21 protein-coding genes are annotated in these 24,787 nt (G+C 66.3%); 12 read left to right on the top strand and 9 right to left on the bottom strand.

Annotation, left to right across the window (positions count from 1 at the left end; all coding sequences use genetic code 11):
• Positions 1 to 31: 31 nt before the first annotated feature.
• From moeB to NX068_RS16385, 8 genes are read left to right on the top strand one after another with little or no spacing between them, the layout of a single operon-like run.
• A complete protein-coding gene (gene moeB / locus NX068_RS16350; protein WP_263462320.1) occupies positions 32 to 1,207 on the top strand; it encodes a molybdopterin-synthase adenylyltransferase MoeB in 1,176 nt (391 codons plus the stop codon).
• A gap of 21 nt (positions 1,208 to 1,228) precedes the next feature.
• On the top strand, positions 1,229 to 1,639 hold the full coding sequence (locus NX068_RS16355; RefSeq protein WP_263462321.1) for a M67 family metallopeptidase: 411 nt from the start codon (positions 1,229 to 1,231) through the stop codon (positions 1,637 to 1,639).
• A gap of 54 nt (positions 1,640 to 1,693) precedes the next feature.
• On the top strand, positions 1,694 to 1,966 hold the full coding sequence (locus NX068_RS16360; RefSeq protein WP_263462322.1) for a MoaD/ThiS family protein: 273 nt from the start codon (positions 1,694 to 1,696) through the stop codon (positions 1,964 to 1,966).
• 38 nt (positions 1,967 to 2,004) lie between these two features.
• Positions 2,005 to 3,894 carry a CoA transferase gene (locus NX068_RS16365; protein WP_263462323.1) on the top strand — a complete coding sequence of 630 codons (1,890 nt, stop codon included), beginning with the start codon at positions 2,005 to 2,007 and terminating at the stop codon, positions 3,892 to 3,894.
• The gene (locus tag NX068_RS16370) at positions 3,891 to 5,540 is read left to right on the top strand and encodes a class I adenylate-forming enzyme family protein (protein ID WP_263462324.1); all 1,650 of its coding nucleotides are present in this window, start codon (positions 3,891 to 3,893) and stop codon (positions 5,538 to 5,540) included. Before NX068_RS16365 ends, NX068_RS16370 begins: the two co-directional genes overlap by 4 nt.
• A gap of 56 nt (positions 5,541 to 5,596) precedes the next feature.
• A complete protein-coding gene (locus NX068_RS16375; RefSeq protein ID WP_263462325.1) occupies positions 5,597 to 6,778 on the top strand; it encodes an acyl-CoA dehydrogenase family protein in 1,182 nt (393 codons plus the stop codon).
• Positions 6,775 to 7,968 (top strand): MFS transporter, encoded by a 1,194-nt coding sequence (locus NX068_RS16380; protein ID WP_263462326.1) that lies wholly within the window; start codon positions 6,775 to 6,777, stop codon positions 7,966 to 7,968. Before NX068_RS16375 ends, NX068_RS16380 begins: the two co-directional genes overlap by 4 nt.
• Entirely contained in the window at positions 7,961 to 9,004 is a 1,044-nt protein-coding gene (locus NX068_RS16385) for a hypothetical protein (RefSeq protein ID WP_263462327.1), read from the top strand. The genes NX068_RS16380 and NX068_RS16385 overlap by 8 nt, the downstream gene beginning before the upstream one ends.
• 136 nt (positions 9,005 to 9,140) lie before the next feature.
• Here NX068_RS16385 and NX068_RS16390 read toward each other — a convergent pair whose 3' ends face one another.
• On the bottom strand, positions 9,141 to 10,112 hold the full coding sequence (locus NX068_RS16390) for a helix-turn-helix domain-containing protein (RefSeq protein ID WP_263462328.1): 972 nt from the start codon (positions 10,110 to 10,112) through the stop codon (positions 9,141 to 9,143).
• Between the two features lie 134 nt (positions 10,113 to 10,246).
• On the opposite strand from NX068_RS16390, the gene NX068_RS16395 reads away from it, so the two are divergent.
• A complete protein-coding gene (locus tag NX068_RS16395; protein WP_263462329.1) occupies positions 10,247 to 11,326 on the top strand; it encodes a methyltransferase in 1,080 nt (359 codons plus the stop codon).
• Entirely contained in the window at positions 11,323 to 12,570 is a 1,248-nt protein-coding gene (locus NX068_RS16400) for an MFS transporter (protein ID WP_263462330.1), read from the top strand. The genes NX068_RS16395 and NX068_RS16400 overlap by 4 nt, the downstream gene beginning before the upstream one ends.
• A gap of 84 nt (positions 12,571 to 12,654) precedes the next feature.
• Here NX068_RS16400 and NX068_RS16405 read toward each other — a convergent pair whose 3' ends face one another.
• The 4 genes from NX068_RS16405 to NX068_RS16420 form a co-directional block, all read right to left on the bottom strand.
• On the bottom strand, positions 12,655 to 12,942 hold the full coding sequence (locus NX068_RS16405) for a type II toxin-antitoxin system PemK/MazF family toxin (RefSeq protein WP_263462331.1): 288 nt from the start codon (positions 12,940 to 12,942) through the stop codon (positions 12,655 to 12,657).
• An 87-nt stretch (positions 12,943 to 13,029) separates the two neighbouring features.
• Positions 13,030 to 13,824 (bottom strand): ABC transporter ATP-binding protein, encoded by a 795-nt coding sequence (locus NX068_RS16410; RefSeq protein ID WP_263462332.1) that lies wholly within the window; start codon positions 13,822 to 13,824, stop codon positions 13,030 to 13,032.
• A gap of 1 nt (position 13,825) precedes the next feature.
• Entirely contained in the window at positions 13,826 to 14,716 is an 891-nt protein-coding gene (locus tag NX068_RS16415; RefSeq protein ID WP_263462333.1) for an ABC transporter permease, read from the bottom strand.
• 75 nt (positions 14,717 to 14,791) lie between these two features.
• Positions 14,792 to 15,763, bottom strand: coding sequence for an ABC transporter substrate-binding protein (locus NX068_RS16420; RefSeq protein WP_263462334.1), 972 nt, complete (start codon positions 15,761 to 15,763; stop codon positions 14,792 to 14,794).
• Positions 15,764 to 15,975: 212 nt separating this feature from the next.
• On the opposite strand from NX068_RS16420, the gene NX068_RS16425 reads away from it, so the two are divergent.
• Both NX068_RS16425 and NX068_RS16430 read left to right on the top strand, forming a co-directional pair.
• Positions 15,976 to 19,326: an error-prone DNA polymerase gene (locus NX068_RS16425; protein ID WP_263462335.1), complete on the top strand. Its 3,351-nt coding sequence runs from the start codon at positions 15,976 to 15,978 to the stop codon at positions 19,324 to 19,326.
• Between the two features lie 164 nt (positions 19,327 to 19,490).
• Complete coding sequence (locus NX068_RS16430) at positions 19,491 to 21,014, top strand: DASS family sodium-coupled anion symporter (RefSeq protein ID WP_263462336.1); 1,524 nt, start codon at positions 19,491 to 19,493, stop codon at positions 21,012 to 21,014.
• A gap of 86 nt (positions 21,015 to 21,100) precedes the next feature.
• On the opposite strand, the gene NX068_RS16435 is transcribed toward NX068_RS16430, so the two are convergent.
• Genes NX068_RS16435 through NX068_RS16450 form a run of 4 tightly spaced genes read right to left on the bottom strand, consistent with a single transcriptional unit; the run spans position 21,101 to position 24,656 of the window.
• Positions 21,101 to 21,724 (bottom strand): ABC-type transport auxiliary lipoprotein family protein, encoded by a 624-nt coding sequence (locus NX068_RS16435; protein ID WP_263462337.1) that lies wholly within the window; start codon positions 21,722 to 21,724, stop codon positions 21,101 to 21,103.
• The gene (locus tag NX068_RS16440) at positions 21,721 to 22,659 is read right to left on the bottom strand and encodes an MlaD family protein (RefSeq protein WP_263462338.1); all 939 of its coding nucleotides are present in this window, start codon (positions 22,657 to 22,659) and stop codon (positions 21,721 to 21,723) included. Before NX068_RS16440 ends, NX068_RS16435 begins: the two co-directional genes overlap by 4 nt.
• A 21-nt stretch (positions 22,660 to 22,680) precedes the next feature.
• Entirely contained in the window at positions 22,681 to 23,481 is an 801-nt protein-coding gene (locus NX068_RS16445) for an ABC transporter ATP-binding protein (protein WP_263462339.1), read from the bottom strand.
• A gap of 47 nt (positions 23,482 to 23,528) precedes the next feature.
• Complete coding sequence (locus tag NX068_RS16450; RefSeq protein ID WP_263462340.1) at positions 23,529 to 24,656, bottom strand: MlaE family lipid ABC transporter permease subunit; 1,128 nt, start codon at positions 24,654 to 24,656, stop codon at positions 23,529 to 23,531.
• Between the last annotated feature and the right edge of the window lie 131 nt (positions 24,657 to 24,787).

Genomic DNA, 24,787 nt, shown 5'->3' on the forward strand with positions numbered 1-24,787 from the left:
AATCATTATCAGTTGTAACGGAGAAAATGATATGCCCTTACCCCCTCTGGTGGCTCCTGCTACGGAACTGAGCCGTGAAGAAATCAACCGCTACAGCCGTCACCTGCTGATTCCCGATGTCGGCATGCTTGGCCAGCGCCGGCTGAAGAATGCGCGAGTGCTGGTCATCGGCGCAGGTGGATTGGGCTCCCCCACCCTGCTCTACCTTGCCGCGGCCGGTGTCGGCACCATCGGCATCATCGACTTCGACCGTGTGGATGATTCCAACCTCCAGCGCCAGGTCATCCACGGCGTGGATACCGTCGGCAAGCTGAAGGTCGAAAGCGCCAGCCAGGCCATTGCGCGGCTGAATCCCCATGTACGGGTGGAGACCTTCACGGATCGCCTGGAGCGGGACATGGCGGTGGACCTGTTCTCACGCTTCGACCTGATCCTGGACGGCACCGACAACTTCGCCACGCGCTATCTGGTCAACGATGCCTGCGTGCTGGCAGACAAGCCCTACGTGTGGGGTTCGATCTTCCGCTTCGAAGGCCAGGTTTCCGTGTTCTGGGAGAACGCGCCCGACGGCCGCGGCCTGAACTACCGCGACCTGTACCCGGAACCCCCGCCGCCGGAGATGGCGCCGTCATGCGCCGAAGGCGGCGTGCTCGGCATCCTGTGCGCGTCCATCGGCTCGATCATGGCGACCGAGGCCGTCAAGCTCATCACCGGGATCGGCGAACCCTTGCTCGGGCGCCTGGTGGCCTACGACGCACTGGAAATGCGTTATCGCGAGCTGCCGTTACGCCGCCTGCCCGGCAGGGAGCCGATCGCCGCGCTGGCCGAGGACTACCAGGCGTTCTGCAATCTGGGGGCGCCCGCCGGCAACGCCGATGCGTCTCTGCCGAGCATCACGGCAGCCGAGCTGAAGACCTTGATGGACCAGCAGAAGATGCCGATCCTGATCGACGTCAGGGAGCCCGCCGAATGGGACATCGTCCGCATTCCCGGCGCCACCTTGATTCCCAAGTCTCCCACCGTGGCGCAAACATTGCTGCGGGAATACGGACACGACGCCGATCTGGTGATCAGTTGCAAGAGCGGCAAGCGCTCTGCCGATGTGGTGTTTGAGCTCCAGCAGCTTGGCATGCGCAATGTCCGTACGCTGGAAGAAGGGGTACTGGCATGGGTCAGGGATATCGACCCTTCGCTGCCCAGCTATTGATGTCCGGAGCCCCTGAGAACCATGGCGCTGCACATCAGGCATCAGGTGCTGGAGCAGATTCTCGCCCAGGCGCGCAGAGATCATCCACTGGAGACCTGCGGCATCGTGTCTTCGGCCCCAGGCAGCACGGTGGCGTCCAGGCTCGTGCCAATGCGCAACCAGGCCGCTTCCGAGACGTTCTTCCAGTTCGATTCCCGGGAGCAATTCCGGGTGTTTCGGGAGCTGGCTGAGCGTGACGAGGCGTGCCGGGTGATCTATCACTCGCATACCGCCAGCGAAGCCTATCCCAGCCGCGAAGACATCGAGTACGCCCACAGCCCCGAAGCGCATTACCTGATCGTTTCGACCTGGGATGCAGCCCGAGTGCCCGTCCGAAGTTTCCGGCTATGCAACGGAAGCATGACTGAAGAAAGCATCTCCATTCTGGAGTAGCCATTCCCGTTTTTCAAAAACATCGAGCCCAGTGATGGGCAGAAGGAGTCCTGCATGTCGATTTTGGTAGTTGTTCCTACTCTGTTGCGCCCCCTGACCAATGGCGAAAAGAGGGTTTCCGCTCAAGGCAGTTCAGTGGCGGAAGTCATCGATCACCTGGAGGGCCAGTTCCCCGGGATCAAGGCCAAGCTCGTCCATGGCGACCGGGTGCATCGCTTCGTGAATGTCTACATCAATGAAGATGACATTCGCTTTGCCGATGGCCTCGATACACCGGTCAAGGCCGGCGACACCCTGACCGTGCTGCCTGCGGTCGCCGGCGGCTGATTCATTCCCATCCGTTCGAGAAAAAACGCCTCTTGCCAATGCGCACAGAGGCGCCACACGACGCTTTGCTTGCTGCTTCCGATATGCCGCCCCTGTTGACTCAATTCTCCCTGACGCATGCGCTGGCGTCGCCACTGCCGAAGTGGAAGGCCATGCAGACATCCCTGGCCGGACAGGCTCGCGCTCTGGGTATCCAGCAGTCTGCCGCCGGCCCAGCCGCAAACCCCGACGATGCTGCATTCGTGCTGGCACACCCGGCGCTTTCCTCCATCCAGGCCCGCTACACCTCACCGGCCGAATGGCTGCCGGTGGCGAGCCTCTCCGAACTGCTCGTACAAGCCGCCTGCGGCATCATGTCGGTGCACGGCCGGGCCAGCGGCAAGGCACAGCCTCTGGGGGTGAATTACCTGGCCGCGCTGACCAGTGCCATGGCCTTGCAAGCCACGCTGGCCGCTGCCGTCGGCCAATTGCGCGGCGGCACGTTCCGTGAGGTCCGGGTATCACCGCTGGGCTGCGGATTGCTCAGCATCGGCCAATACCTGGCGGGCGCCACTGCGCCCGAAGACCGCGAGCAGCTCCTGCCGGGCGGTACTGACGCCCGTCTGCGTCCGCCTTTCCGCTCTGCCGACGGGATCTCTTTCGAGCTCGAAACGCTGGACAGCGGACCGTGGCGATGCTTCTGGGAAAGCATCGGCATCGGCCGGGATCTGGCCGGCGCGGCCTGGCGAGCCTTTCTTCTTCGCTATGCGCGGGCGGTGTCGCCGCTGCCCGCCGAATGCCACGAGGCCCTGGCAGACCTCCCCTACGAACGCATCCGGCACCTGGCCGAGCAGGCAGGTGTGGCCACCGTGCCGGTACGCACGGCGGCACAGCGCCGCCAGGACGCGGATTACGGGCAGATGGAGGATTCACCATGGGATTTCTCCCTTCCTTCCGCAATTCCCGAACAGCAGGAGGCTGCTCGCGAGCGCAAGGCTGCAGCAGGGAGCTTGCCACTGGCAGGCGTGAAGGTCGTCGAGTCGTGCCGGCGCATCCAGGGGCCGCTGGCGGGGCATCTGCTGGCACTGCTGGGCGCCGAAGTCATCCGCCTCGAACCGCCAGGCGGCGACCCGTTGCGTGCCATGCCGCCATGCGCCGACGGCTGCTCGGTCCGCTTCGACGCCTTGAACCATCTCAAGCATGTCCAGGAAGTGGACATCAAGTCTGCTGCAGGGCGGCGGCTGATTCATGAGCTGGTTGGCGAATCCGATGTGTTCCTGCACAACTGGGCGCCCGGAAAGGCACAGGAGTTGATGCTGGACGCAGCGCATCTGCACCGTGTCCAGCCGCGGCTGGTGTACGCCTACGCCGGTGGCTGGGGCAATGCCCCGGTCGCCGCGCCCGGCACCGATTTCACCGTGCAGGCATGGTCGGGCGTGGCCGATGCCATCGCCACCGCTTCAGGCACGCATGGCGGCTCCCTGTTCACGGTGCTGGACGTGCTGGGCGGCGTGCTCGCAAGCCTGGGCGTGACTGCCGCCTTGTTGAAACGCAGCGTCGAAGCTACTGGTGTCCAGGTCGAAAGCTCGCTTCTGGGCGCGGGCGACTTGCTGCTGCGAAGCAGCGAGGACAGGGCTGCCGGACTCCTGCGCGGAGTGCATCCCACCCGCTCGGGCCTGATCGCCATCGATTGCCGGGAGCCCGCTCAATTGCAGTCATTGAGCGCGCTGCTCGATCTGCCGGCCTCTTCCACCCCCAGCCCGGCATTGCTGACCGAACGCCTGCGCAGGCTCCCTGCAAGCGAATGGGAGCCACTGATGATTTCACGCGGTATCGGCGCATGCACGGTCGCCGAAGACCTCGGCCTTGTCGCTGCAGATTCCCGCTTCGCCGAATGCCTGGACCACCGGGCTTATTCCTTCGTCAAATCCCCCTGGAGCTTCCCATGAACAACGCTGGCATCATCGATCTGGTTCCCGCCGAGGAACGCAAACGCTGGGCACAGGACGGCACCTATCCGAACCAGCCTGTTTTCACGCTATTCCTCGCCAAGGCGAAGGAACACCCGGACAAGGAAGCCGTGCTGTCGCCGCAGGGCAGCGTGAGCTACGGCCAGTTGCTCGACGCTTCGCTGCGGCTGGCGCGCAGCCTGCGCGACGCCGGCATCGTTGCGGGCGACGTCGTGGCTTACCAGTTGACCAACCACTGGCTGTGCTGCGCCATCGACCTCGCGGTGGCGGCACTCGGTGCCATCGTCGCCCCCTTCCCGCCTGGCCGGGGCAAGCTCGACATCCAGTCCCTGGTGCGTCGCTGCGACGCGCGGGCGGTGATCGTGCCGGAAGAGTACGCCGGCATCGACCTGTGCGAAATCATCGAGTCGCTTCGCCCCACGCTGTTGTCGATGCGCCTGCTGATCGTCCAGGGAAAACCGCGCGCAGGCTGGTCGACACTGGATGCATTGATGGATGTCGAATCCCTGGACACCGAGATCCTGCCCGAGGTGTGCCCGAACTCTCCGGTGCGCCTGCTGGTTTCGTCCGGTACGGAATCGGAACCCAAGCTGGTGGCCTACTCGCACAACGCGCTGGTGGGCGGGCGTGGGCGCTTCCTGCAGCGAATCGCTCCGGCTGGCGAGGAGTTCCGCGGCATGTACCTCGTTCCGCTGGGCTCTTCGTTCGGCTCGACCGCCACCTTCGGCGTCCTGTGCTGGCTGGGCGGATCACTGGTGGTACTGCCCAAGTTCGACGTCGCCGAAGCAATCGATGCGATCCAGACATTCCGGCCCAGTTTCATCCTCGGGGTACCGACGATGCTGCAGCGCATTGCCGCCGATCCCGCACTGGCGAAGATCGACAAATCCAGCCTGCACGGCCTGATCGTCGGCGGCTCGGTCATCGACGAAGCCACGGTACGCAAATGCTGCGATGCCTTCGGCTGCGGCTTCATCAGCCTCTATGGCTCCGCCGATGGAGTGAACTGCCACAACACCCTGGACGACCCCATCGATGTGGTGCTGAGCAGCGTCGGCAAACCCAACCCTTCCGTATGCGAAATCCGCCTGGTCGACGATGAAGGCAAGGAAGTACCCCAGGGCGAAATCGGCGAGATCACCGCGCGCGGGCCGCTGAGCCCGATGCAATACGTCAATGCTCCCGAACTGGATGCCCTGTACCGCGATCCGCAAGGCTGGGTCAAGACAGGAGACCTCGGCTTCATCGATGCCGAGGGCCGTCTGGTGCTGGCCGGCCGCAAGAAGGACATCATCATCCGCGGTGGCGCCAACATCAGTCCGGTGCAGATCGAAGGGCTGGTGATGTCGCACCCGGATGTCGTGACCGTGGCGTGCGTACCCGTCCCCGATGCGGACCTGGGGCAAAGGGTATGCCTGTGCGTCACCCTACGTGCTGGCGCAGCGAAATTCTCGCTGAAGGAGATCACCGACTTCCTGCGTGCCAGGGGCCTGGAGGTCAACAAGCTGCCGGAATACCTGCGCTTCTACCGCAGCCTGCCACTGACGCCTGCAGGCAAGATCGACAAGAAGGCATTGGCCAGCGAGGTCGAAGCGCTCGGCATGGATACGGCCGCAGCGGCCTGAGCAGACGGTTGAAAATGATGATCGGAAAACAACATCCCGCATTTGCGGCAAACGAGTTGGCACAACGCGTCCGGCGATTCGTCGATGACCACATCCTCCCCATCGAGCCATTGCTCGCCGGGGAGGATGACAGCACCCGGGAATTGGCCGGAAGTCTGTCGGAGCGGGCCAGGGAAGCATCGGTATTCGGCAATTTCTATCCGCCCGAGCATTCGGGCCATCTGGCGAATCTGACGGACTACATCGCAGTGGCGGAGCAGGAAGGCCGTTCGGAATACGCGCCGGGCATCCTGGGCGCCGATGCAACGCTGGATGCCTACATGCTCAAGCGCCATGCCAGCCCCGTCATTCGCGAACACTTCTTTCTGCCGCTCGTGCAGGGGCATGCGGTCTCGAGCTATGGCATGTCGGAACCCGACAGCATCGGCTCGATTCCGGCGACCATGACCTGCCGGGCCGAGCTGCGTGACGGCATCTGGCACATCACGGGCCGCAAATGGTTCATCTGCCGTTCCCAGGTCGCAGATTTCGTCACGGTCGTCACACGCACCACCGACGGCCCGGTAGCGCAATCCCTGTCCATGATCGTGGTGCCGACCGACTCGCCCGGCTTCGAGGTGGTGCGTCCCCTGCCACTGCTGGGACGCGACCAGGGCCAGGCCGAACTGGCGTTCAACGACGTGCAGGTGCCGTACGACCATGTTCTCGGCCAGCCCGGCCAGGGCATTGCCCTGATGCAGGAGCGCCTGGGCCTGGGCAGGCTGCTGCGGTCCGCGCACTGGCTGGGACAGGCGCAACGCTGCTTCGAATTGATGTGCGAACGGGTACATTCACCCAAGGGCCATCTGGCCAGGCTGGCCGACAAGCAATTGGTGCGTGCGCGAATCTATCGGGTGTATCGCGGCATCGCCACCGCCAGGGCACTGGTGCTGGACGCCGCACGCAAGTTCGATGCAGGCATCGCCAACAGCATCGAAGTCAATCTGGCAAAGCTGGCCGCCTCGGATGCCGTGAGCGAAGCGGCCGACAACGCGATCCAGATCATGGGAGCGGAAGGACTCAGCGACTGGACGCCGCTGGCGAACATCTACCGCAATGCCCGAACCACCCATATCCTGGACGGTACCGACGACGCGTTGATCAGTACGATCGGACGGCAACTGCTGAACGCCACCGCGCCCGGTGCCAGCTTCGACCCGACATGCCCCTCGCTGCGATTGCCCAGGGCTGCCGAATGACCGGGGCGAGCGCGCATCCATCTTCATTGGCGGGGTTCACCAGCCTGATGGTGATGGCAATGGGCATGCCGATGATGGTTTTCTACGCCATAGGCATTCTCGGGCCGGAACTGGTCGCCGACCTTGCGATCTCGCGCACGCAACTGGGCTGGCTCACCGCCAGCACTTTCGGGCTCGCGGCGATCCTGTCCCCCTGGGCCGGCGCATTGGTACAACGGATCGGTAGCTGCACGGGATTGACGGCACTGTTCCTGCTGGTGGGCCTGTCGTTTTCATTGATGACGGTTCTCCCCGGATTCGGCGGCCTGGTCACGGCATTGCTGTTCTGCGGAGTCGCCCAATCCCTGGCAAACCCTGCCACGAACCAAGCCATCGCGCAGACCGTGCCTGCAGCCCGGAAAGCCGGCGTCGTCGGCCTCAAGCAATCCGGCGTGCAGGCATCGGCCTTGCTGGCCGGTGTGGCGCTGCCGCCGCTGGCCGTGCTTTGGGGCTGGCGCGGCGCCCTCGCCGTGTGGGTTCCCCTGGCACTGCTGATGGCCGTATCGGCAGCACGCCTGGTGCCGGCATCGCCAGCGGCAGATCGCCCTCCTGCCCTGTCCGTGCAGTTGCCCAACAGCTGGCTGGCGACGCTGATGGCCATTCAGCTCTGCGCCGGACTGGCCTTGTCCTCATTCATGACTTTTCTCGGCGTGTATGCCGATCAGTTGGGAATATCGGCCCGGGCCATCGGCGCGCTGGTGGCGTGCTTCGGCATCATGGGCATCCTGTCCCGGGTCTTGCTGACACCGCTCGGCGCCAGGCTGCGGGACGAAAGCGCGCTGCTGGGCGCGCTGTTCGTTCTCGCCAGTGCTGCGTTGGCAGCGATGCGGCAAGCCAGTGCCGAACAGCATTGGCTGGTGTGGGCCAGCGTGATCGGCATGGGGCTGACCGTGGTCGCCACCAACGCGATCGCCATGAGCATGTTGCTGCGTGATCAGCGATTCGGTGCCGCCGCCGCTTCCGCCGCCATGCTGTCGGCAGGTTTCTTCGGCGGCTTCGCACTCGGCCCACCGGCATTCGGCTGGCTGCTGGCACGCGAAGGCTTTGCCGTCGCCTGGCTGGGCCTCATCGCCATTCTGCTGACAGGAGGCCTTTTGTGCCTGCTGTTATGGCATCTGCGCAAGGAAGTTCCGGGACACATCCATGAATGACAAAAACGCCAATCATCAAGACGCCATTCACGCTCTTTTCGAACGCATGGATGGTATCGCTGAGCAATGCGGCGACCGCTTTCCCTTGTTCCGGGCAGACAAAAGCACGCAATGGACACTATCCAGGCGAGGCTCATGGCTCGGCGGCTTCTGGGCGGGCCTGTGGTGGCTTCGCGCAGCCTATTACGGCAAGCAAAATGATCTCGACATCGCCAGAACCTGGTCCGCGCGACTGGAGTCATCCTTGTCCGAAGCATCGGTAAACCGCAGCTTCGTCTTCTGGTACGGCGCTGCCAGCAACCGCGCATGCAACACCGGGAATGCCATTCGGCAACTTGCAAGCCGGGCCGCACAAGCGATCGCAGTGGATTTCGATCCGTCGATGGAAGCCTGGCCCGTAGGGCCGGGCATGGGAGCCGGCGACGCAGGAGTCCATCGAATCAACGTCGATGCGTTGGCTCCGACACTGGCCTTGCTGCACGGCTATGGCGATGCCGACGGAGCCACGAAAGCAAACAGACACCTGCAGACCTGCCTGCGTCACCTGGCGACGGACCATGGCGCCTGGCGAACCAACGCGGTTCGGAATGCAGACGGCACGATTTCCAGGGATGAGGCAGGAATCTGGCCGCGCGGCCAGGCCTGGGGAATGCTGGGTATGGCCGAGGCCGTCCGCCTGTATGGCCCCTCCTACCGAAATGCAGCATTGCAGGCGTGCAACTATTGGATGCAGCGCTGGGGACGCGATCAGCACACGGAAAATACACCACCGAAGATACTGGACGACCCGTCTGCGCATGCCATTGCCGCCGTCGCGATGCTCAGACTGTACCCCCTGGTACCTGATCAGCACTGGCTGCTCCGCCAATCGCATGCACAGATTGCTTCGATACTTTTCTCCAGCAAGATCGCCGAAACCGGCCAATTCGTCGGCCATCTCTACCACACCGGCACCGATGGCGAGCAACTGGTCGAATCCGCATGCGCCACGTTCTTCCTGCTGGAAGCCCTGCTCAGCATGCACGGGAATACTTAACCCGGATCTTTCATGGCCGGAGAAATCTTGAGCACCTTTCCGGCTATATCCGAACGTGGTTCAGCCTGCGCACCACTCCCATCCGGCTGGCATACGGCTGCCATGTGAGATACGGCAAGGCCGATGAGACGGCTTTTCAGCTCTCTATCGCCCGCTTGCCGAACATCGCCTTGGGCGATTTGCCATGGTAGCGGGTAAAGGCGACGGTGAAGTTGTTGGCGTATTTGTAGCCCACTTGCCAGGCGACCTGAGAGACCCGCTGGCCGGACTCCAGTAGCGCAGCGGCCTTGACCATGCGCAGTTCGAGCAGCAGTTCGGCCGGCGTGGCGTTGTAGAGGTAGAGCATGCCGTCCTTGAGCTTGTTCTTGTTGATGCCGACGAGCGTGGCGAGGTAATCGAGCGTCAGGGGCTTGTCGATGTTTTCGCTCATGGTCTGCCGGGCACGCTCGATGCGTTCGATTTCGGACGGCGAGAATGGGGACGCCTGACCGCTGTGCTGGGGCGCCAGCAGGCTGAACTGTTCGTTGAGCAGGCTCAGGGTGTGGATGTGCAGGTCCAGGCGCGATAGCTGGCTCTGGCATGGCAGCAGGTGGCTGAGCAGCGCCTTGGCGTGTGCCATGGCAGCGGGCGTGCTGGCACGGAAGGCCAGGCGGCTGAGCTGCCTGGAGCCGAGGATTTCGGCGGCGCGCTGCTGGCCAACGTATTTGCAGATCAGCGACTCGTGCGCCACGACCCGCAGCTGCGACACGGTTTCTCCCGCCTCGTAGCGCCGCACGCCCGGGATGGCACGGAACGACGAAATGGTCGTATGGCCCTGCTGGAACTCCAGATTGGTGGAGTCCTGCCCCTCGTAGCACGAGCGGCCTTTCATGCCCAGGGTGATGACCATGACCCGGCCGTCGTGCGGCCCGTTGCTCTCTTCGATCAGTGGCACGCTGGGGGTGTAGCTGAGCCGGCTCAGGCCGAGCCCGGGCTCCAGTTCGACGAAATCCTGGTGGCAATGCCCCAGTTCCTCCGGCAGTTGCAGCCGGGTCCTGCCTCCGCCGAGGGCGCTGCAGATGCGGGGGTCGTCCAGCCTCAGCCGGCAGCAGTTGTTGCGCACACCCATCTCTGTTCCGCCTCTCCCGTCTTTCGCATAGATATTCGTGCTCTTCGCATACTGAGCATGGGAATCATTCTCACTAATATAGCCCATCGCTCACAGCCGACCAAGATCAGGGAAGCACAACCCGGATATCGACCATGACTCACATCAGCCACGAACAGTTTGCCGCCCTGCCCTCGTCCCCGATCCCAGCGCGGATGCAGTCCTGTTGGGACACCCAACTGGCCTGTCAGGATGCCGACGTGCTAAGCCTGGCGCTGGAGCTGGGGCTATTCGCCCATCTGGATGAATTTGCCAGGCCCGAAGAAGTTGCGGCGCGGCTGGGGCTGGCGCCGGCCAATACCTGTCTGTTCCTGGAAATGCTGGGCAGCATGGGCATGCTGGAGCAAGGGCCTGCACACATGGATTCACCGGCATTTCCGTCCAACTGCTACCGGACCCATCCCGAGATGCAACCCTACCTTCATCCGGCTTCGCCGCTCTATCTCGGCGATGCCTTGCAGTTCCGCCACAAGGTGCTGTGCCGCTGCCGCAACCAGCTCGAAACCCTGCTGCGCGAAGGGCCCCCGGACAAGGAAGACGTGCCCGACGAGATTGCGCAACAGGCCTGGGCCAGGGCCGCGCAGGTGCAGATCGCGCAGGAGCAGCGCGCCGTGACCGTGCCGGTGGCACGCCGGATCGCGGGCCAGCTTGCCGACCGCCAAGGCTGGCGGACGATGCTGGACCTGGGCGGCGGCCCCGGCCTGGTGGCGATCGCGCTGGCGCAGGACCTGCCGGCACTGTCCGGCGTAGTGTTCGACTACCCGGCGGTGGCCGCGGTGGCGCAGCAGAACATCGAAGCGGCCGGCCTGCAGCAACGCTTGCGCGGCGTCGGCGGCAACCTGGCGCATGAGGATTTCGGCCACGGCTACGACCTGATCTGGTGCTCTTCGGTGCTGCATTTCGTGCCGGACGCCATGCCCATCCTGAAGCGCCTCCATGCGGCGCTGAACCCCGGCGGCGTGCTGCTGTGCGCCCATGCCGAAGCCGGCGGGCGCCGCGTGCTGCAGTACTACCTGCGCATGCGGATGCAGGGCCGGCAGGTCCTGGCCGAAGGCGAACTGGCGAAGCTGCTGCACGAAGCGGGATTCAGCGAGGTGACGACCCACACCGATGTGGATTTCCCGGTGGCGCCCGTCACCGTCCTGGCGGCACGAAAAGGAGAAGACCTTTCATGACCAAAGCCCGCCTGTTCGGCCTGCAACTGATGTTCGGCTGGATGAACCTGGTCTTGGCCATTCCCAGCATCTACCTGATGTTCGGCATGCCGCTGGTGATGCGCCAGCATGGCTGGAGCGGCACCGAGATCGGGCTGTTCCAGCTGGCGGCGCTGCCTGCCATCTTCAAGTTCCTGTTTGCCGTGCCGGTGCAGCGCGTGCGGCTGGGACGGGGACATTTCGTGCATTGGCTGCTGCTGCTCAGCATGTCGATGCTGGCGCTGTACTGGCTGATCGGGCGGCAGAACCTGATCGAGGACCGCGTGCCGTTGTTCACGCTGACCTTTGCCATGAGCATCGCTGCGACGTGGGCGGACATTCCGCTGAATGCACTGGCCGTGCAATGGCTGCCCCGCAGCGAGCAACTGCGCGCGGGCAGCATCCGCTCGGCCGCCCTGTTCCTCGGCGCGATCATCGGCGGCGGCGTCATGATCGTGGTGCAGTCGCGCATGGGCTGGCAGATGCCTTTCTGGATCATGGGCGCCGGCCTGCTGCTCGGCTGCCTGCCCTTCGTGCTGCTGCGTTCGCGCGCGGCGCTGCCCGAGCCTGCGGCAGGCGGCGATGCGCCGCTGCCCGGCGTGGTCGCCGACTGGGCAGGCTTCTTCAAGCAGCCGGGCGCGCGGCAATGGAGCCTGATGCTGCTGACCAGCTTCCCCTTCATCGGCGCGGCGTGGCTGTACCTCAAGCCGCTGATGCTGGACATGGGCATGCCGCTGGAACGGGTGGCCTTCATCGTCGGCATCGTCGGCGGCGTGACCGGCGCCCTGTTCAGCCTGATCGGCGGACGCCTCGTGCCGGTGCTGGGCACGGCACGCGCCATCGTGCTGTACCTGCTGGCGGCCCTGTGCTCGCTGCTGCTACTGACCGTTGTGGTGTGGGCCAAGCTCGGCCCCGGCTGGCTCATCGCCAGCGCAATCTGCGTGGCCGCGAGCATGGGGGCCGTATCGGCGCTGATGTTCGGCCTGACGATGTTCTTCACCCGCCGCCAGCGCAACGCCTCGGACTACGGCCTGCAGACCACGCTGTTCACCGCCGCCCGCATGGCCGTGCCGATTGCCGCCGGCATGCTGCTCGACCGCCTGGGCTACAACGGCATGCTGGTGGGCTTGACGCTCGGCGTGCTGTTCGCCTTCGGCCTGGCCTGGCAGGTGCGCGGCAAGGTGGGGGATTCGGCAAGGGCTGTGCTGGCCGGCGAGGTGGATTGAAGATGGCGGCGGCCTCCCCTCGGCCCCGTCATCCTTACCACCGTCCGGAGTTGACCGATGACCTGAGCTGGCCCGCATGCCACTTCACTGGCCGGACTCTCCAATCTGATAGTGATGGCGACGTGCCTGCCAATGATGTTTTTCTACACCATCAGCATTCTCAGACCGGACGTGGTCGCCGATCTTACAATCTCGCTCGAGCAAATTCGGCTGCACGGTGATGCGCAGCAATGACGCAGCAACGAGCGTGCTGGTGACGGGCAGCACCGTAACGCTCGTGTGTTCGCTGAACTGGTTGGCCTGAATCGCCAAAGCGGGACGAGGCTTGCCAAAGTCACCCTGCATGGCGATGGTGACGAGGTCGCCTCGCATCAATCCGTCCAGCCGTCCACGTCTGCCAAGGCCTCATCCATGAACTGCTGTATGGCTGTGACATGCAACGGATTTCGCAGCCCGCGCTCAGCTCAGCAACAGCTTGTCATCGTCCAGCACTTCGCCGCGCACCTTCTCGAACATCGCGAGCAGGTGATGCACGTCCATCCCTTCGCGCTCCTTGCCCGAGACGTCGAGCACGACCCGCCCCTGGTGCAGCATCACGGTACGTTGGCCGACGTCGAGCGCCTGGCGCATGCTGTGGGTCACCATCATCGTCGTCAGCTTGTGCTCGGCGACGATGCGCACCGTCAGCTCGAGCACGAAGGCGGCGGTGCGCGGATCGAGCGCGGCGGTGTGCTCGTCGAGCAGCAGCAGGCGCGAAGGCTGCAGCGCCGCCATCAGCAGGCTGACGGCCTGGCGCTGGCCGCCGGAGAGCAGGCCGATGCGGTCGGACAAGCGGTTTTCCAGGCCGAGGCCGAGTGTCGCCAACTGGGCGCGGAATTCCTCGCGCAGCGCCGGCTTGACGGCGAAGGACAGGCCGCGGCGGCGGCCGCGCATCTTCGCCAGCGCCATGTTCTCTTCGATGGTCAGGTCTTCGCAGGTACCCGCCAGCGGGTCCTGGAACACGCGCGCGACGTGGCGCGCCCGCGACCACACCGGCTGGCGGGTCATGTCGATGCCGTCGATCTCGATGCTGCCGCTGTCGATCTTCTGCTCGCCGGACACGGCATTGAGGAAGGTCGACTTGCCGGCGCCGTTCGAGCCGATCACGGTGACGAACTGCCCGGACGGGATCTCGAGCGACATGCCGCGCAGGGCCTGGGTCTCGATCGGCGTGCCGGGGTTGAAGGTGAGGTGCAGATCCTGGACTTTCAGCATGTCAGTTCGCCTTCTTTCCGGACCAGTGCTGGCGCAGCCTGGGCACCACCAGCGCCACCGTCACCAGCAAGGCGGTGACGAGGTTGAGATCCTGCGCCTGCAGGCCGATGAAGTCGGAATTGAGCGCCAGCGCGATGAAGAAGCGATAGACGATGGCGCCGACGATCACCGCGATGGTCGCCAGGTAGAGCTTGCGCGAGGGCAGCAGGCTTTCGCCGACGATCACCGCCGCCAGGCCGATGACGATGGTGCCCACGCCCATCGAGATGTCCGCCCCGCCCTGGGTCTGCGCGAACAGCGCGCCGGCCAGCCCGACCAGCGCGTTCGACAGCGCCATGCCGGCCAGCACCGCCAGCCCGGTATTGACGCCCTGCGCCCGCGCCATGCGCGCGTTGGAGCCGGTGGCGCGGATCGCCAGGCCGCTCTGGGTGGCGAAGAAGCCGTCCAGCAGGAACTTCATCGCCAGCACCACGAAGACCAGCAGCAGCGGCCGGAACACGTAGTCGGCCAGCGCCTCGGGCTGCAGGATGTTGAAGACGGTCGGCTCCATGATCAGCGGCACGTTGGGCTTGCCCATGATGCGCAGGTTGATCGAGTACAGCGCGATCATCATCAGGATGCTGGCGAGCAGGTCCATGATCTTCAGCCGCACGTTGAGCCAGCCGGTGGTCAGGCCCGCCACGGCGCCGGCGGCCGTCGCCGCGAGCGTGGCGACGAAGGGATCGGTACCGCTTGCAATCAGCGTGGCGGCCACCGCGCCGCCGAGCGGAAAGCTGCCGTCGACGGTCAGATCGGGAAAGCGCAGCAGGCGGAAGGAGATATAGACGCCGAGGGCGACGAGGCTGAAGATCAGCCCGATCTCCAGGGCCCCGAGCAGGGTGTAGAAAGACATGAGGGAACGACCGTTGGCTGGAAGGCAACGGCAGGCACCGCCGGCTGCGCGCCGGCGGCATGCCCGCCGCGGGGCTTACTGGATGACCTTGGCGGCAGCTTGCACCAGTTCGTCGGACAGCGTGATGCCCTGCCTGCGCGCTGCTTCCGGATTGACGTGGAGTTCGAGCTTGGTGCTCGTCTCGGAAGCGATGTCGCCCGGCTTCTCGCCGTTGAGGATGCGGGCGACGATCTTGCCGGTCTGCACGCCCAGGCCGCGGTAGTCCATACCGTAGGCGGCCACCGCGCCGCGCACGACGCTGTCGACGTCGGCCGCGACCAGCGGAATCTTGGCGTCCATGCCGACCTTGACCAGGGCCTCGTAGGCCGACACCACGTTGTTGTCGGTGCTGGTGTAGAAGACGTCGGCCTTGCCGATCAGGCTGCGCGCCGCCGAACCGACGTCGACCGAGCGCGGCGCGGCGGCTTCGACCAGGCTCATGCCGTGCTTGGGCAGCGCTTCGCGCATCTGCTCGAGCACCACCACCGAGTTCGCCTCGCCCGGGTTGAAGACCATACCGACACGCTTGGCATCGGGCGCGACGCGCTTGATCAGGTCGATCTGCTTGTCCAGTTCGAGCGCATCCGAAGCGCCGGTGACGTTGGTGCCCGACGGCGCCATCGACGGCACCAGCTTGGCGGCAACCGGATCGGTCACGGCCGAATACACCAGCGGGATGTTCTTGGTCGCGGCGGCGACGGCCTGCGCCGAAGGCGTGGCGATGGCGACGATGGCATCGACCTTGTCACCGACGAACTTGCGTGCGATCTGCGCCGCGGTGCCGGTGTTGCCCTGGGCGCTCTGGTACTGCCACTTCAGGTTCTTGCCTTCCTCGAAGCCTTCCTCGGCCAGGCCTTGCTTGACGCCGTCACGCACCGCATCCAGCGCCGGGTGTTCGACGATCGCGGTGACGGCGACGGATTTCTGCTGGGCATGGACCGGGGCCGCGATTGCGAAAGCCAGCGCCAGCGCACCGAACAGGGTGTTGCGGGACTTGATGAAAGGCATTCAGGACTCCTCAGCGGCCATCTCGGCCAGGAAAGTTGGGCAAGACTCGCCCTGCCTCAGCAGAACGAAACTCCCGGAGTCTACCGGTCATCGATGCTTTAGGCGACTGCCGCAAGCCCGGAGCCCGGCAATCTCATGGCGTTCGTGTGCGCTTTCACGGCAGGCAGGCGGCAGGATTGCATGATTGACTGTATTTTTTTACAGTCAACTGCATGCTTCCCGACCATGCCGAACTCCACTGCCTCAGCAACTTCAGCTTCCAGCGCGGCGCCTCGCATCCCGAGGAACTCGTCGCCCAGGCGGCCGCCTTCGGCTATGCCGCGATCGCGATCACCGACGAATGTTCGCTGGCCGGCGTGGTGCGGGCCCACCGTGCGCTGCAGGAGCAACCCGAACAGGGCCGGCCCAGGCTGATCATCGGCAGCGAACTGCAACTGGCCGACGGCCCCTGCATCGTGCTGCTGGCAAGCAGCCGCGCCGGCTACGGGCAGTTGTCGCGGCTCATCACCCGCGCCCGGCGCGCCGCCGGCAAGGGTGAATACAAGCTCACGCGGACGATGCTCGACGGCGCCTGCCCCGACTGCCTGGCCCTGCTGATCCCGCCCGCCGATTTTCCGCCGCCGGACTGGCCTGTCCCGGCGCGTGCCGAGCCGCCTGCCGCCGGCTCTGCCACCACCGACTCCGCTGCCACGCTCGAAGCCGATGCCGCCTGGCTCGCACAGCGTTTTCCCGGTCGCGCCTGGATGGCGGTCACGGTGCGGCTCGACGGCCGCGACCGCCAGCGCATCACCTGCTTGCGCCGCATCGCCCGGGACGCCGGCATCCCGGCCGTGGCCGCCAGCGGTGCGCTGATGCACGATGCCGGCCGCCGTCCGCTGGCCGACGTGATGACGGCGCTGCGGCTGCACTGCAGCGTGGCCGAAGCCGGCCTGGCGCTCGCCCCCAATGCCGAACGCCGGCTGCACGACCGTGCCACGCTCGCCGGCCGCTACCCGCCCGCGCTGCTCGCCGAAACCCTGGCCGTGGCCGCGCGCTGCACTTTCAGCCTCGACGAGTTGCGCTACGAATACCCGGCCGAACTCGTGCCCGACGGCGAGACCCCCGCCAGTTGGCTGCGCCGCCTGGTGGAAGGCGGCCTGGCCTGGCGCTACCGGCAGGACGGCGGCCGTCCGGCCACCCAGGCCGATGATTCGCCCGCAATCCATGCCCTTGCCCGCCCTGCCGCTCGCGCTGCCCCGCCGCCTCCAGCCACGGACCCTGTACCACCAACCGTGCGCAAACAGATCGAATACGAGCTGGCGCTGATCGCCGAGCTCGACTACGAGCCCTACTTCCTCACCGTGCACGACATCGTCCGCTTCGCCCGCAGCGTCGGCATCCTGTGCCAGGGGCGGGGTTCGGCGGCCAATTCGGCAGTGTGCTGGGCGCTGGGCATCACCGAAGTCGATCCGGGGCTCGGCATCATGCTGGTCGAACGCTTCATCTCGCGCGAACGCAACGAGCCGCCCGACATCGACGTCGATTTCGAGCACGAGCGGCGCGAGGAAGTCATCCAGTACGTCTATCGCAAGTACGGCCGCGACCGCGCCGCGCTTGCCGCCACCGTCATCACCTACCGCGCCCGCAGCGCGCTGCGCGACGTCGGCCGCGCCCTCGGCCTGGGCGAGGCCCAGGTCGACCGCATCACGAGCGAGCACCACTGGTTCGACGGCCGCCGCGTGCGGCCCGAACGTCTCGCCGCCGCCGGGCTCGATCCCGACAGCCCGATCAGCCGGCGGCTGGCCGCGCTCACCGAGGAACTGATCGGCTTCCCGCGCCACCTGTCGCAGCACGTCGGCGGCTTCGTCATCGCCCGCGGCCGGCTCGACGAACTGGTGCCGGTGGAAAACGCCGCGATGCCCGAGCGCACCGTGATCCAGTGGGACAAGGACGACCTCGACACCGTCGGGCTGATGAAGATCGACGTGCTCGCGCTCGGCATGCTGTCGGCGCTGCGCCGCGGCCTGGCACTGGCATCGAACTGGCGCGGGCGGCCGCTGAGCCTGGCCAGCATCGAGCGCGAACGGCCGGAAGTCTATGCAATGCTGTCGCGCGCCGACGCGATCGGCGTGTTCCAGGTCGAGTCGCGTGCGCAGATGAGCATGCTGCCGCGCCTCAAGCCGCAGCGCTTCTACGACCTGGTGGTGCAGGTCGCCATCGTGCGCCCCGGCCCGATCCAGGGCGGCATGGTCCATCCCTACCTGCGCGCACGCGAACGCGTCGCGCGCGGCGAGAACCCGATGGCGGACGTGCGCGCCGAAATCCACGCCGCGCTGGCGCGCACGCTGGGCGTGCCGATCTTCCAGGAGCAGGTCATGCAGCTTGCCGTGGCCGCGGCCGACTTCAGCGCCGGCGAGGCCGATCAGCTGCGCCGTTCGATGGGCACCTGGCGGCGCAAGGGCGAACTCGAACGCCATCGGGCAAAGCTGCTGGCAGGCCTGGCCCGCAACGGCTACGACGCCGATTTCGCCCAGCGCCTGAGCCAGCAGATCGAAGGCTTCGGCGAATACGGCTTTCCCGAGTCGCATGCCGCCAGCTTCGCGCTGCTGGTCTATGCCTCGGCATGGCTGAAGCGCTTCGAGCCGGCCGCTTTCCTCGCCGCGCTGCTGGACAGCCAGCCGATGGGTTTCTACGCTCCCTCGCAACTGATCCAGGACGCCCGCCGCCACGGTGTCGAAGTACGCCCGGCCGACGTCACCGCCAGCGACTGGGAATGCACGCTCGAAGAAACGGTGGCCGCCACGGCTCCGGCCGAGCGCACCGCCAGCCGCGGCGGCAAACCGTCTTCGGAGACGGTGCAGCAGGCCACGCCTCCCCAGCCCGCCGTACGCCTCGGCCTGCGCATGATCCACGGCCTGGGGCAGGACACCGCGTTGCGCATTGCCGCCGCCCGGCGCCAGCACGCCTTCGCCGATACCCGGGATCTCGCCGTCCGCGCGCGGCTGGATGCCGGCGAGCTGCGCGTGCTGGCCGCCGGCGGCGCCCTCGCCACGCTGGCCGGCCACCGCCGCCAGGCCTTGTGGCAGGCCACCGGCGCCGCGCCGCTGCCCGGCCTGCTGGCCGCGGCCCCCGGCGGCGATGCCGAGGCCAGGCTCGCCGCCCCGGCGGCGGCCGAGGATCTGCGCGCAGACTATGCCCGCCTCGGCTTCACGCTGGGCCGCCACCCCTTGTCTTTCGTGCGCGGCGAGCTCGCCCGGCTGCGCTTCATCACCGCCGCCGACATCGCCGCCGCCCCCGACCGCATGCTGGCCCGCGGCGCCGGCCTGGTCACCTGCCGCCAGCGCCCCGGCACCGCCAAGGGCACGATGTTCATCACGCTGGAAGACGAGACCGGCCTCACCAACGTCATCGTCCGCCCAGAACTCCTCGAGCGCCAGCGCCGCCCTCTGCTCGGCGCCCACCTGCTCGGCGTCTATGGCCAGATCAGCCGCCAGGGCCTGGTCGTGCATCTGATCGCGAACCGGGTGGTGGACCACTCCGGGCTGCTGCAGGGCCTGGCGGCACGGAGCAGGGATTTCCATTGAAACCTGCCCGCTGCAGCACGACAGATGCCGGACTCCGGCACATCCGCTAACCGGAAACGACTGTCCAGCGCTGCCGGGCAATGGCTTCCATTTTTGATCTTCATCAAAATGACATGGCATTTTGCAGTCGCACAATGTTTGGCAGAACAAGCAAGGAGCCATCCATGTCATCGAGCCCTGCCGCCGCCAAGGTACCGCCTTCCCCATCCCTCAGCTTCACGCAGCGCGCCGGCCTGGTGGCGGCCACTGCCGCGCTGCTGATCGTGGTGTTCATGCCCCCGCTGCCCGGCCTGCCGCAGGCGGGGCAGATGATGCTGGGCATCCTGGCCTTCGCGGTGATCCTGTGGATGACCGAGGCGCTGGACTATTCGGTCTCGGCGCTGGTGATCGGCGCACTGATGATCGCCTTGCTGGCCCTCAGCCCCGCGCCGGGCCAGGATGCGACGGACGCGGTGATGGGCACCCGCGGCGCGCTGCCCTACGCCTTGTCGGGCTTCAGCAACAGCGCCGCGGTGCTGGTGGCGGCGGCGTGCTTCATCGCCTCGGCGATGACCGCCACCCAGCTCGACAAGCGCATCGCGCTGCAGGTGCTGTCCTACGTGCCGGCTCGCGCCAACCATGTGGCGATGGGCGCGATCGTGGTGGGCTTCCTGCTCTCCTTCATCGTCCCCAGCGCCACCGCGCGCGTGGCCTGCCTGATGCCGATCATGCTGGGCTTCCTGACCGCCTTCGGCGCCGACCGCCGCAGCAAGTTCGCCGCGCTGGTGGTGATCACCGCGGCACAGACGGCCAGCGTCTGGAACGTGGGCATCAAGACCGCCGCCGCGCAGAACATGGTGGCGATCGGCTTCATCGAAAGGCAGTTCGGCCAGACCATCACCTGGGGCGAGTGGTTCATCGCCGGGGCTCCGTTCTCGGCCGTGCTGACGGTGCTGCTCTACCTGATCATGACGCGCATGCTCAGGCCCGAGATGGATCACATCGCCGGCGGGCGCGAAGCCATCCGCCAGCAGCTCGACGCCCTCGGCCCGACCACGCCCAAGCAATGGAAGCTGCTCACCATCACCGTGGTGCTGCTGGGCTTCTGGGCCACCGAAGGCGTGCTGCATAGCATCGACACCACCTCATCCACCATCGTCGCGGTGGCGCTGATGCTGTTGCCGCGCATCGGTGTGATGGACTGGAAGGAATCGCAGAAAGGCTTTCCGTGGGGCACGGTGCTGCTGTTCGCGGTCGGCATCGCGATGGGCTCGGCCCTGCTCAGGACCGAAGCCGCGCCCTGGCTGGCGCGCCTGATCGTCGAACACCTCGGGCTGGCGAACGCGACGGCCTTCGCCATCTTCATGCTGCTGTCGCTGTTCCTGATCGTCATCCACCTCGGCTTCGCCAGCGCGACCGGGCTGGCATCGACCATGATCCCGATCATCATCAGCGTGCTGCAGGCGGTGGAAACCCCGGGCATCAACCCCATCGGCATGACGATGCTGCTGCAGTTCGTGGTGAGCTTCGGCTTCATCCTGCCGGTGAATTCGCCCCAGGGCATGCTGGCCTACGGCACGGATACCTTCGACATCAAGGACTACATCCGCACCGGCCTGGTGCTTACCGTGGCAGCCACCGTGCTGCTGGTGGTGTTCGCGCTGACCTACTGGTCGTGGATGGGCTACATGACATTGCCGGCGGACTGAGGCTGAAAGGGCTGGCGTTCCTGAAGATCGCCAGCCCAACTATTTGCCAGCGGCGCCCCCGGCCGAGGCCGCTCCTACGGAAACGCTCAGCGGGCCAATTCGGCCGTCGCCCACTCCACCACCTGCCCCGCCACCGTCGCCGACGCCTGGCCGAAGCCGTCGACCACCTGTGGCACGTCGCTGCCTGCCGGAAGATGACGGGCCTCGAACTGGCGTGCGGCGACGATGCGGCGGCCGTCGCGCTGCACCAGGCGGGCGTCGAGCCTAACCACCACCTCGGGCCTGCCGTCGCGGTATTCGGTCTGGAAGGCCAGCAAATCGCTGACGATCTCGTAGTCGGCCTGCAGGCGGATCTCGTCGCTGCTCAGCGCCGCGATGCGGCCATCGGCGCGGAAGGCATCGATGATGCGCTCGCGCACCAGTACCGGCGCGGGGTCGCTCCAGCTTGCGCCCTTGTAGACACTGAGCCGGTCCCTCTCGGGCACGACCACGATGCGCTGGCCGGACAGGCTGGTACCGGCCGCCGGCCGCGAGATGCGCAGCGACAGCGGCAGCGCCGCGCCTTCGGCCTTGCGCCACTCGGCGGCGGGCAGCCGGTAGGTATCGACCGGTTCCGGGCGCGGCAGCACCGAGCAGGCCGACAGGATCAGCAGCGAAGCGGCCAGGCCGGCACGGTGCAGGGCGCGCATCGCAGACTTGCGGGGTTTCATGGTGTGAACTCCTTCACCGGTTCGAGGCCGAGCAGGTAATCGGTCGGTCGGTTTTCCAGTTGGCGCGTGATGGCACGCATCGAGGCCAGGGTATCGCGCAGCTCGGCCAGCGCCGGGCCGAGTTCGGCCAGGCCGCGCATGCTGCTGTTGAGCGGGCCGCGGTTTTCGCTGACGAGCGTATCGACGGTGGCCATCGCCCGCTCGAAGGCGGCCATCGAACGCTGCGCGCTCTGCAGCGTCTGCTGGCCCTCCACGTCGATCAGCCGATTGGCGCTGCCGACCAGCTTCGACGCTTCGCCCAGCGCCAGCGTCGCCTGCTCGCCGACCAGGGCGAGCTGGCGCACCGCGGCCGTGATCCCCTCGCGCTCGGCGGCGATCGCGCCGGAAGTCTGTTCCAGGCTCTTCAGCGTCTGCGCGATGCTGGCGATGTTCTCTTCCGAGAACAGCTGGCGCATCTGGAACAGCACGCCGTTGATGTTGAGCATCACGTCCTCGCCGTCGGCCATCAGCTTGGTCAGCGGCGACGGCGTGGCGATGATCTCCGGCACCTCGTCCCCGGCCGGCAGCGGCACGCTGTTCGGATCGTCGCCGCTGCTCAGGCGGATGATCGAGATGCCGGTGATGCCGGCCGGCACCAGCCGCGCCTGGGTATCGCTGCGCACCGGCGCTTCGCTGTCGACGCGGACGCGGGCGATGACCCGGTGCGGGTCCTTCGGATCGAGCCGCAGGCTCGAGACGTCGCCGACCTTGATGCCGTTGAATTCCACCGTGCTGCCCTTCGACAGGCCGCTGACGGCCTCCTGGAAGACGATGTCGTAGGCATGGAACTGGGTGTCGCTGTGGCTCTTGCCGAGCCACAGCGCGAAGACCAGCGCCGCACCGACCACCAGCAGGGTGAAGAGGCCGATCAGCACGTGATGGGCACGTGTTTCCATTTCGGGTTGCTCCGGGTTGAATCAGGTTTGCGGGACGTGGTGCAGCGCCTGCGCGGCGTCCGCCGCGGCACGGCCGCGCGGCCCGTGGAAATACTCGCGGATCCAGGCGTCGTCGGTCGCCGCCACGGCTTCGAGCGTGTCGTTGATCAGCACCCTCTTCTGCGACAGCACCGCGATGCGGTCGGTGATGGTGTAGAGGGTGTCGAGGTCGTGGGTGACGATGAACACGCTCAGGCCGAGGGCGTCGCGCAGCGTGAGGATGAGCTGGTCGAAGGCGGCGGCGCCGATCGGATCGAGGCCGGCGGTCGGCTCGTCGAGGAACAGGATGTCGGGGTCGAGCGCCAGCGCACGCGCGAGCGCGGCGCGCTTGACCATGCCGCCGGACAGGTCGGACGGGTACTTGTCGCCGGCGTTGGCCGGCAGGCCTGCCAGCGCGATCTTCAGCCGCGCCAGCTCCGCCGCCTCCGCCGCCTTCAGCCCGGCATGCTCGATCAGCGGCAAGGCCACGTTCTCCGCCACCGTCAGCGACGAGAACAGCGCGCCTTGCTGGAACAGCACGCCGAAGCGCCGTTCCACCTGCGCGCGCCGCGCCTCCGGCAAGGTCAGCAGGTCCTGGCCGAACACGCTCACCTTGCCCGCCGCCGGCCGGTTGAGGCCGACGATGGTGCGCAGCAGCACCGACTTGCCGGTGCCCGAGCCGCCGACCACGCCCAGGATCTCGCCGCGGCGCACGTCGAGATCGAGATTGTCATGCACTACCTGCGCACCGAACTGGTTGCGCACGCCGCGCACCTCGATGATGTTCTCCACGGCCGCAGTCATCGCGTCACCCGCCCCCCCGTCATCGTCCCCATCTCACCATCCCCACCTCACCAGCCCATTTCCATGCAGAACAGCGCCGCCACCGCATCGACCACGATGACGATGAAGATCGACTGCACCACCGACGACGTGGTGTGCTCGCCGACCGACTGCGCGCTGCCGCTGACACGAAAGCCTTCCAGGCAGCCGATGATGCCGATCAGGAAGGCGAAGATCGGCGCCTTGGCCATGCCGACGATGAAGTGCTTGACGCTGACGTCGTTCTCGACCACCGACAGGAACATCACCGGCGAGATGTCGAGCTTGGCCGCGCACACCAGCATGCCGCCGGCAATGCCTGAAATCATCGCCACGAAGGTCAGCATCGGCAGCGCCAGCATCAGCGCCGACACCCGCGGCAACACCAGCAGCTCGATCGGATCGAGGCCCAGCACGCGGATCGCATCGACCTCTTCGTTGGCACGCATCGAGCCGATCTGCGCGGTGAAGGAGCTGGCGGTGCGGCCGGCGACGATGATCGCCGTCAGCAACACGCCGAACTCGCGCAGGAAGGAAAACGCGATCAGGTCCACAGTGAAGATGCTGGCGCCAAAGGCCGACAGCACGGTCGAGCCGAGGAAGGCGATCACCGCGCCGACCAGGAAGGTCAGCAGCGCAACGATCGGCACCGCATTGAGCGCGGTCTGCTCCAGGTTGGCGACGAGCGAGGTGATGCGCCAGCGCCGCGGCTGCAGCAGCACGACGAACGCGGTTTGCAGCGTGATGCCGATGAAGCCCAGGATGCCGACCACGTGATTCCAGAACACCGTCGTCGACTGGCCGATATGCTCGAGCACGTCGGCCAGCGCGTTGCCCTGTTTCACGGGCGGGACTTGTTCGGTGGCGAGCGCGTCCGACACCGTCTTCAGCAGCGCACGGCGTTCCGACCCCAGCGGACTCTGCTCACCCGCCAGCCATTGCAGGCGCTCCGGCCCCAGCAGTTCGTGCAGCAATGCGACACCGGCGGTGTCGAGCGCACCCAGGCCGGCGGCATCGACGCGCGTGCCCGGTCCGATCGTCTCCCGCAATGCAGCGACGCGGCCCGCCAGCGGGCGGTAGTGCGCAAGCGTCCAGTCGCCGCCCAGCACGAGCCGGCTTTCGCCGCCAGTGCCGGACAAGTCCGCGAAACCGCTCATCGAGTCACCCAAAAACGTCCCATGCTCCACTATCCCTGGCGCCGCCGGGCATTGCGGGCCCGCCCTTGCCATGTCCTTTCCTGGTGATTGCCATCCGGCATCATGTGCCACTTTATCGTCATATAAAGCCA

This window comes from Thauera carbonicopians (assembly GCF_025699485.1).
Classification (GTDB): domain Bacteria; phylum Pseudomonadota; class Gammaproteobacteria; order Burkholderiales; family Rhodocyclaceae; genus Thauera.

Coding starts and splice junctions, on each gene's coding strand:
- NX068_RS16385 (WP_263462327.1), top strand. CDS start 7,961: ATGAATGACAAAAACGCCAATCATCAAGACGCCATTCACGCTCTTTTC.
- NX068_RS16450 (WP_263462340.1), bottom strand. CDS start 24,656: ATGAGCGGTTTCGCGGACTTGTCCGGCACTGGCGGCGAAAGCCGGCTC.
- NX068_RS16410 (WP_263462332.1), bottom strand. CDS start 13,824: ATGCTGAAAGTCCAGGATCTGCACCTCACCTTCAACCCCGGCACGCCG.
- NX068_RS16430 (WP_263462336.1), top strand. CDS start 19,491: ATGTCATCGAGCCCTGCCGCCGCCAAGGTACCGCCTTCCCCATCCCTC.
- NX068_RS16360 (WP_263462322.1), top strand. CDS start 1,694: ATGTCGATTTTGGTAGTTGTTCCTACTCTGTTGCGCCCCCTGACCAAT.
- NX068_RS16435 (WP_263462337.1), bottom strand. CDS start 21,724: ATGAAACCCCGCAAGTCTGCGATGCGCGCCCTGCACCGTGCCGGCCTG.
- NX068_RS16380 (WP_263462326.1), top strand. CDS start 6,775: ATGACCGGGGCGAGCGCGCATCCATCTTCATTGGCGGGGTTCACCAGC.
- NX068_RS16355 (WP_263462321.1), top strand. CDS start 1,229: ATGGCGCTGCACATCAGGCATCAGGTGCTGGAGCAGATTCTCGCCCAG.
- NX068_RS16425 (WP_263462335.1), top strand. CDS start 15,976: ATGCTTCCCGACCATGCCGAACTCCACTGCCTCAGCAACTTCAGCTTC.
- NX068_RS16420 (WP_263462334.1), bottom strand. CDS start 15,763: ATGCCTTTCATCAAGTCCCGCAACACCCTGTTCGGTGCGCTGGCGCTG.
- NX068_RS16445 (WP_263462339.1), bottom strand. CDS start 23,481: ATGACTGCGGCCGTGGAGAACATCATCGAGGTGCGCGGCGTGCGCAAC.
- NX068_RS16395 (WP_263462329.1), top strand. CDS start 10,247: ATGACTCACATCAGCCACGAACAGTTTGCCGCCCTGCCCTCGTCCCCG.
- NX068_RS16370 (WP_263462324.1), top strand. CDS start 3,891: ATGAACAACGCTGGCATCATCGATCTGGTTCCCGCCGAGGAACGCAAA.
- NX068_RS16400 (WP_263462330.1), top strand. CDS start 11,323: ATGACCAAAGCCCGCCTGTTCGGCCTGCAACTGATGTTCGGCTGGATG.
- NX068_RS16365 (WP_263462323.1), top strand. CDS start 2,005: ATGCGCACAGAGGCGCCACACGACGCTTTGCTTGCTGCTTCCGATATG.
- NX068_RS16440 (WP_263462338.1), bottom strand. CDS start 22,659: ATGGAAACACGTGCCCATCACGTGCTGATCGGCCTCTTCACCCTGCTG.
- NX068_RS16405 (WP_263462331.1), bottom strand. CDS start 12,942: ATGCGAGGCGACCTCGTCACCATCGCCATGCAGGGTGACTTTGGCAAG.
- NX068_RS16415 (WP_263462333.1), bottom strand. CDS start 14,716: ATGTCTTTCTACACCCTGCTCGGGGCCCTGGAGATCGGGCTGATCTTC.
- NX068_RS16390 (WP_263462328.1), bottom strand. CDS start 10,112: ATGGGTGTGCGCAACAACTGCTGCCGGCTGAGGCTGGACGACCCCCGC.
- moeB (WP_263462320.1), top strand. CDS start 32: ATGCCCTTACCCCCTCTGGTGGCTCCTGCTACGGAACTGAGCCGTGAA.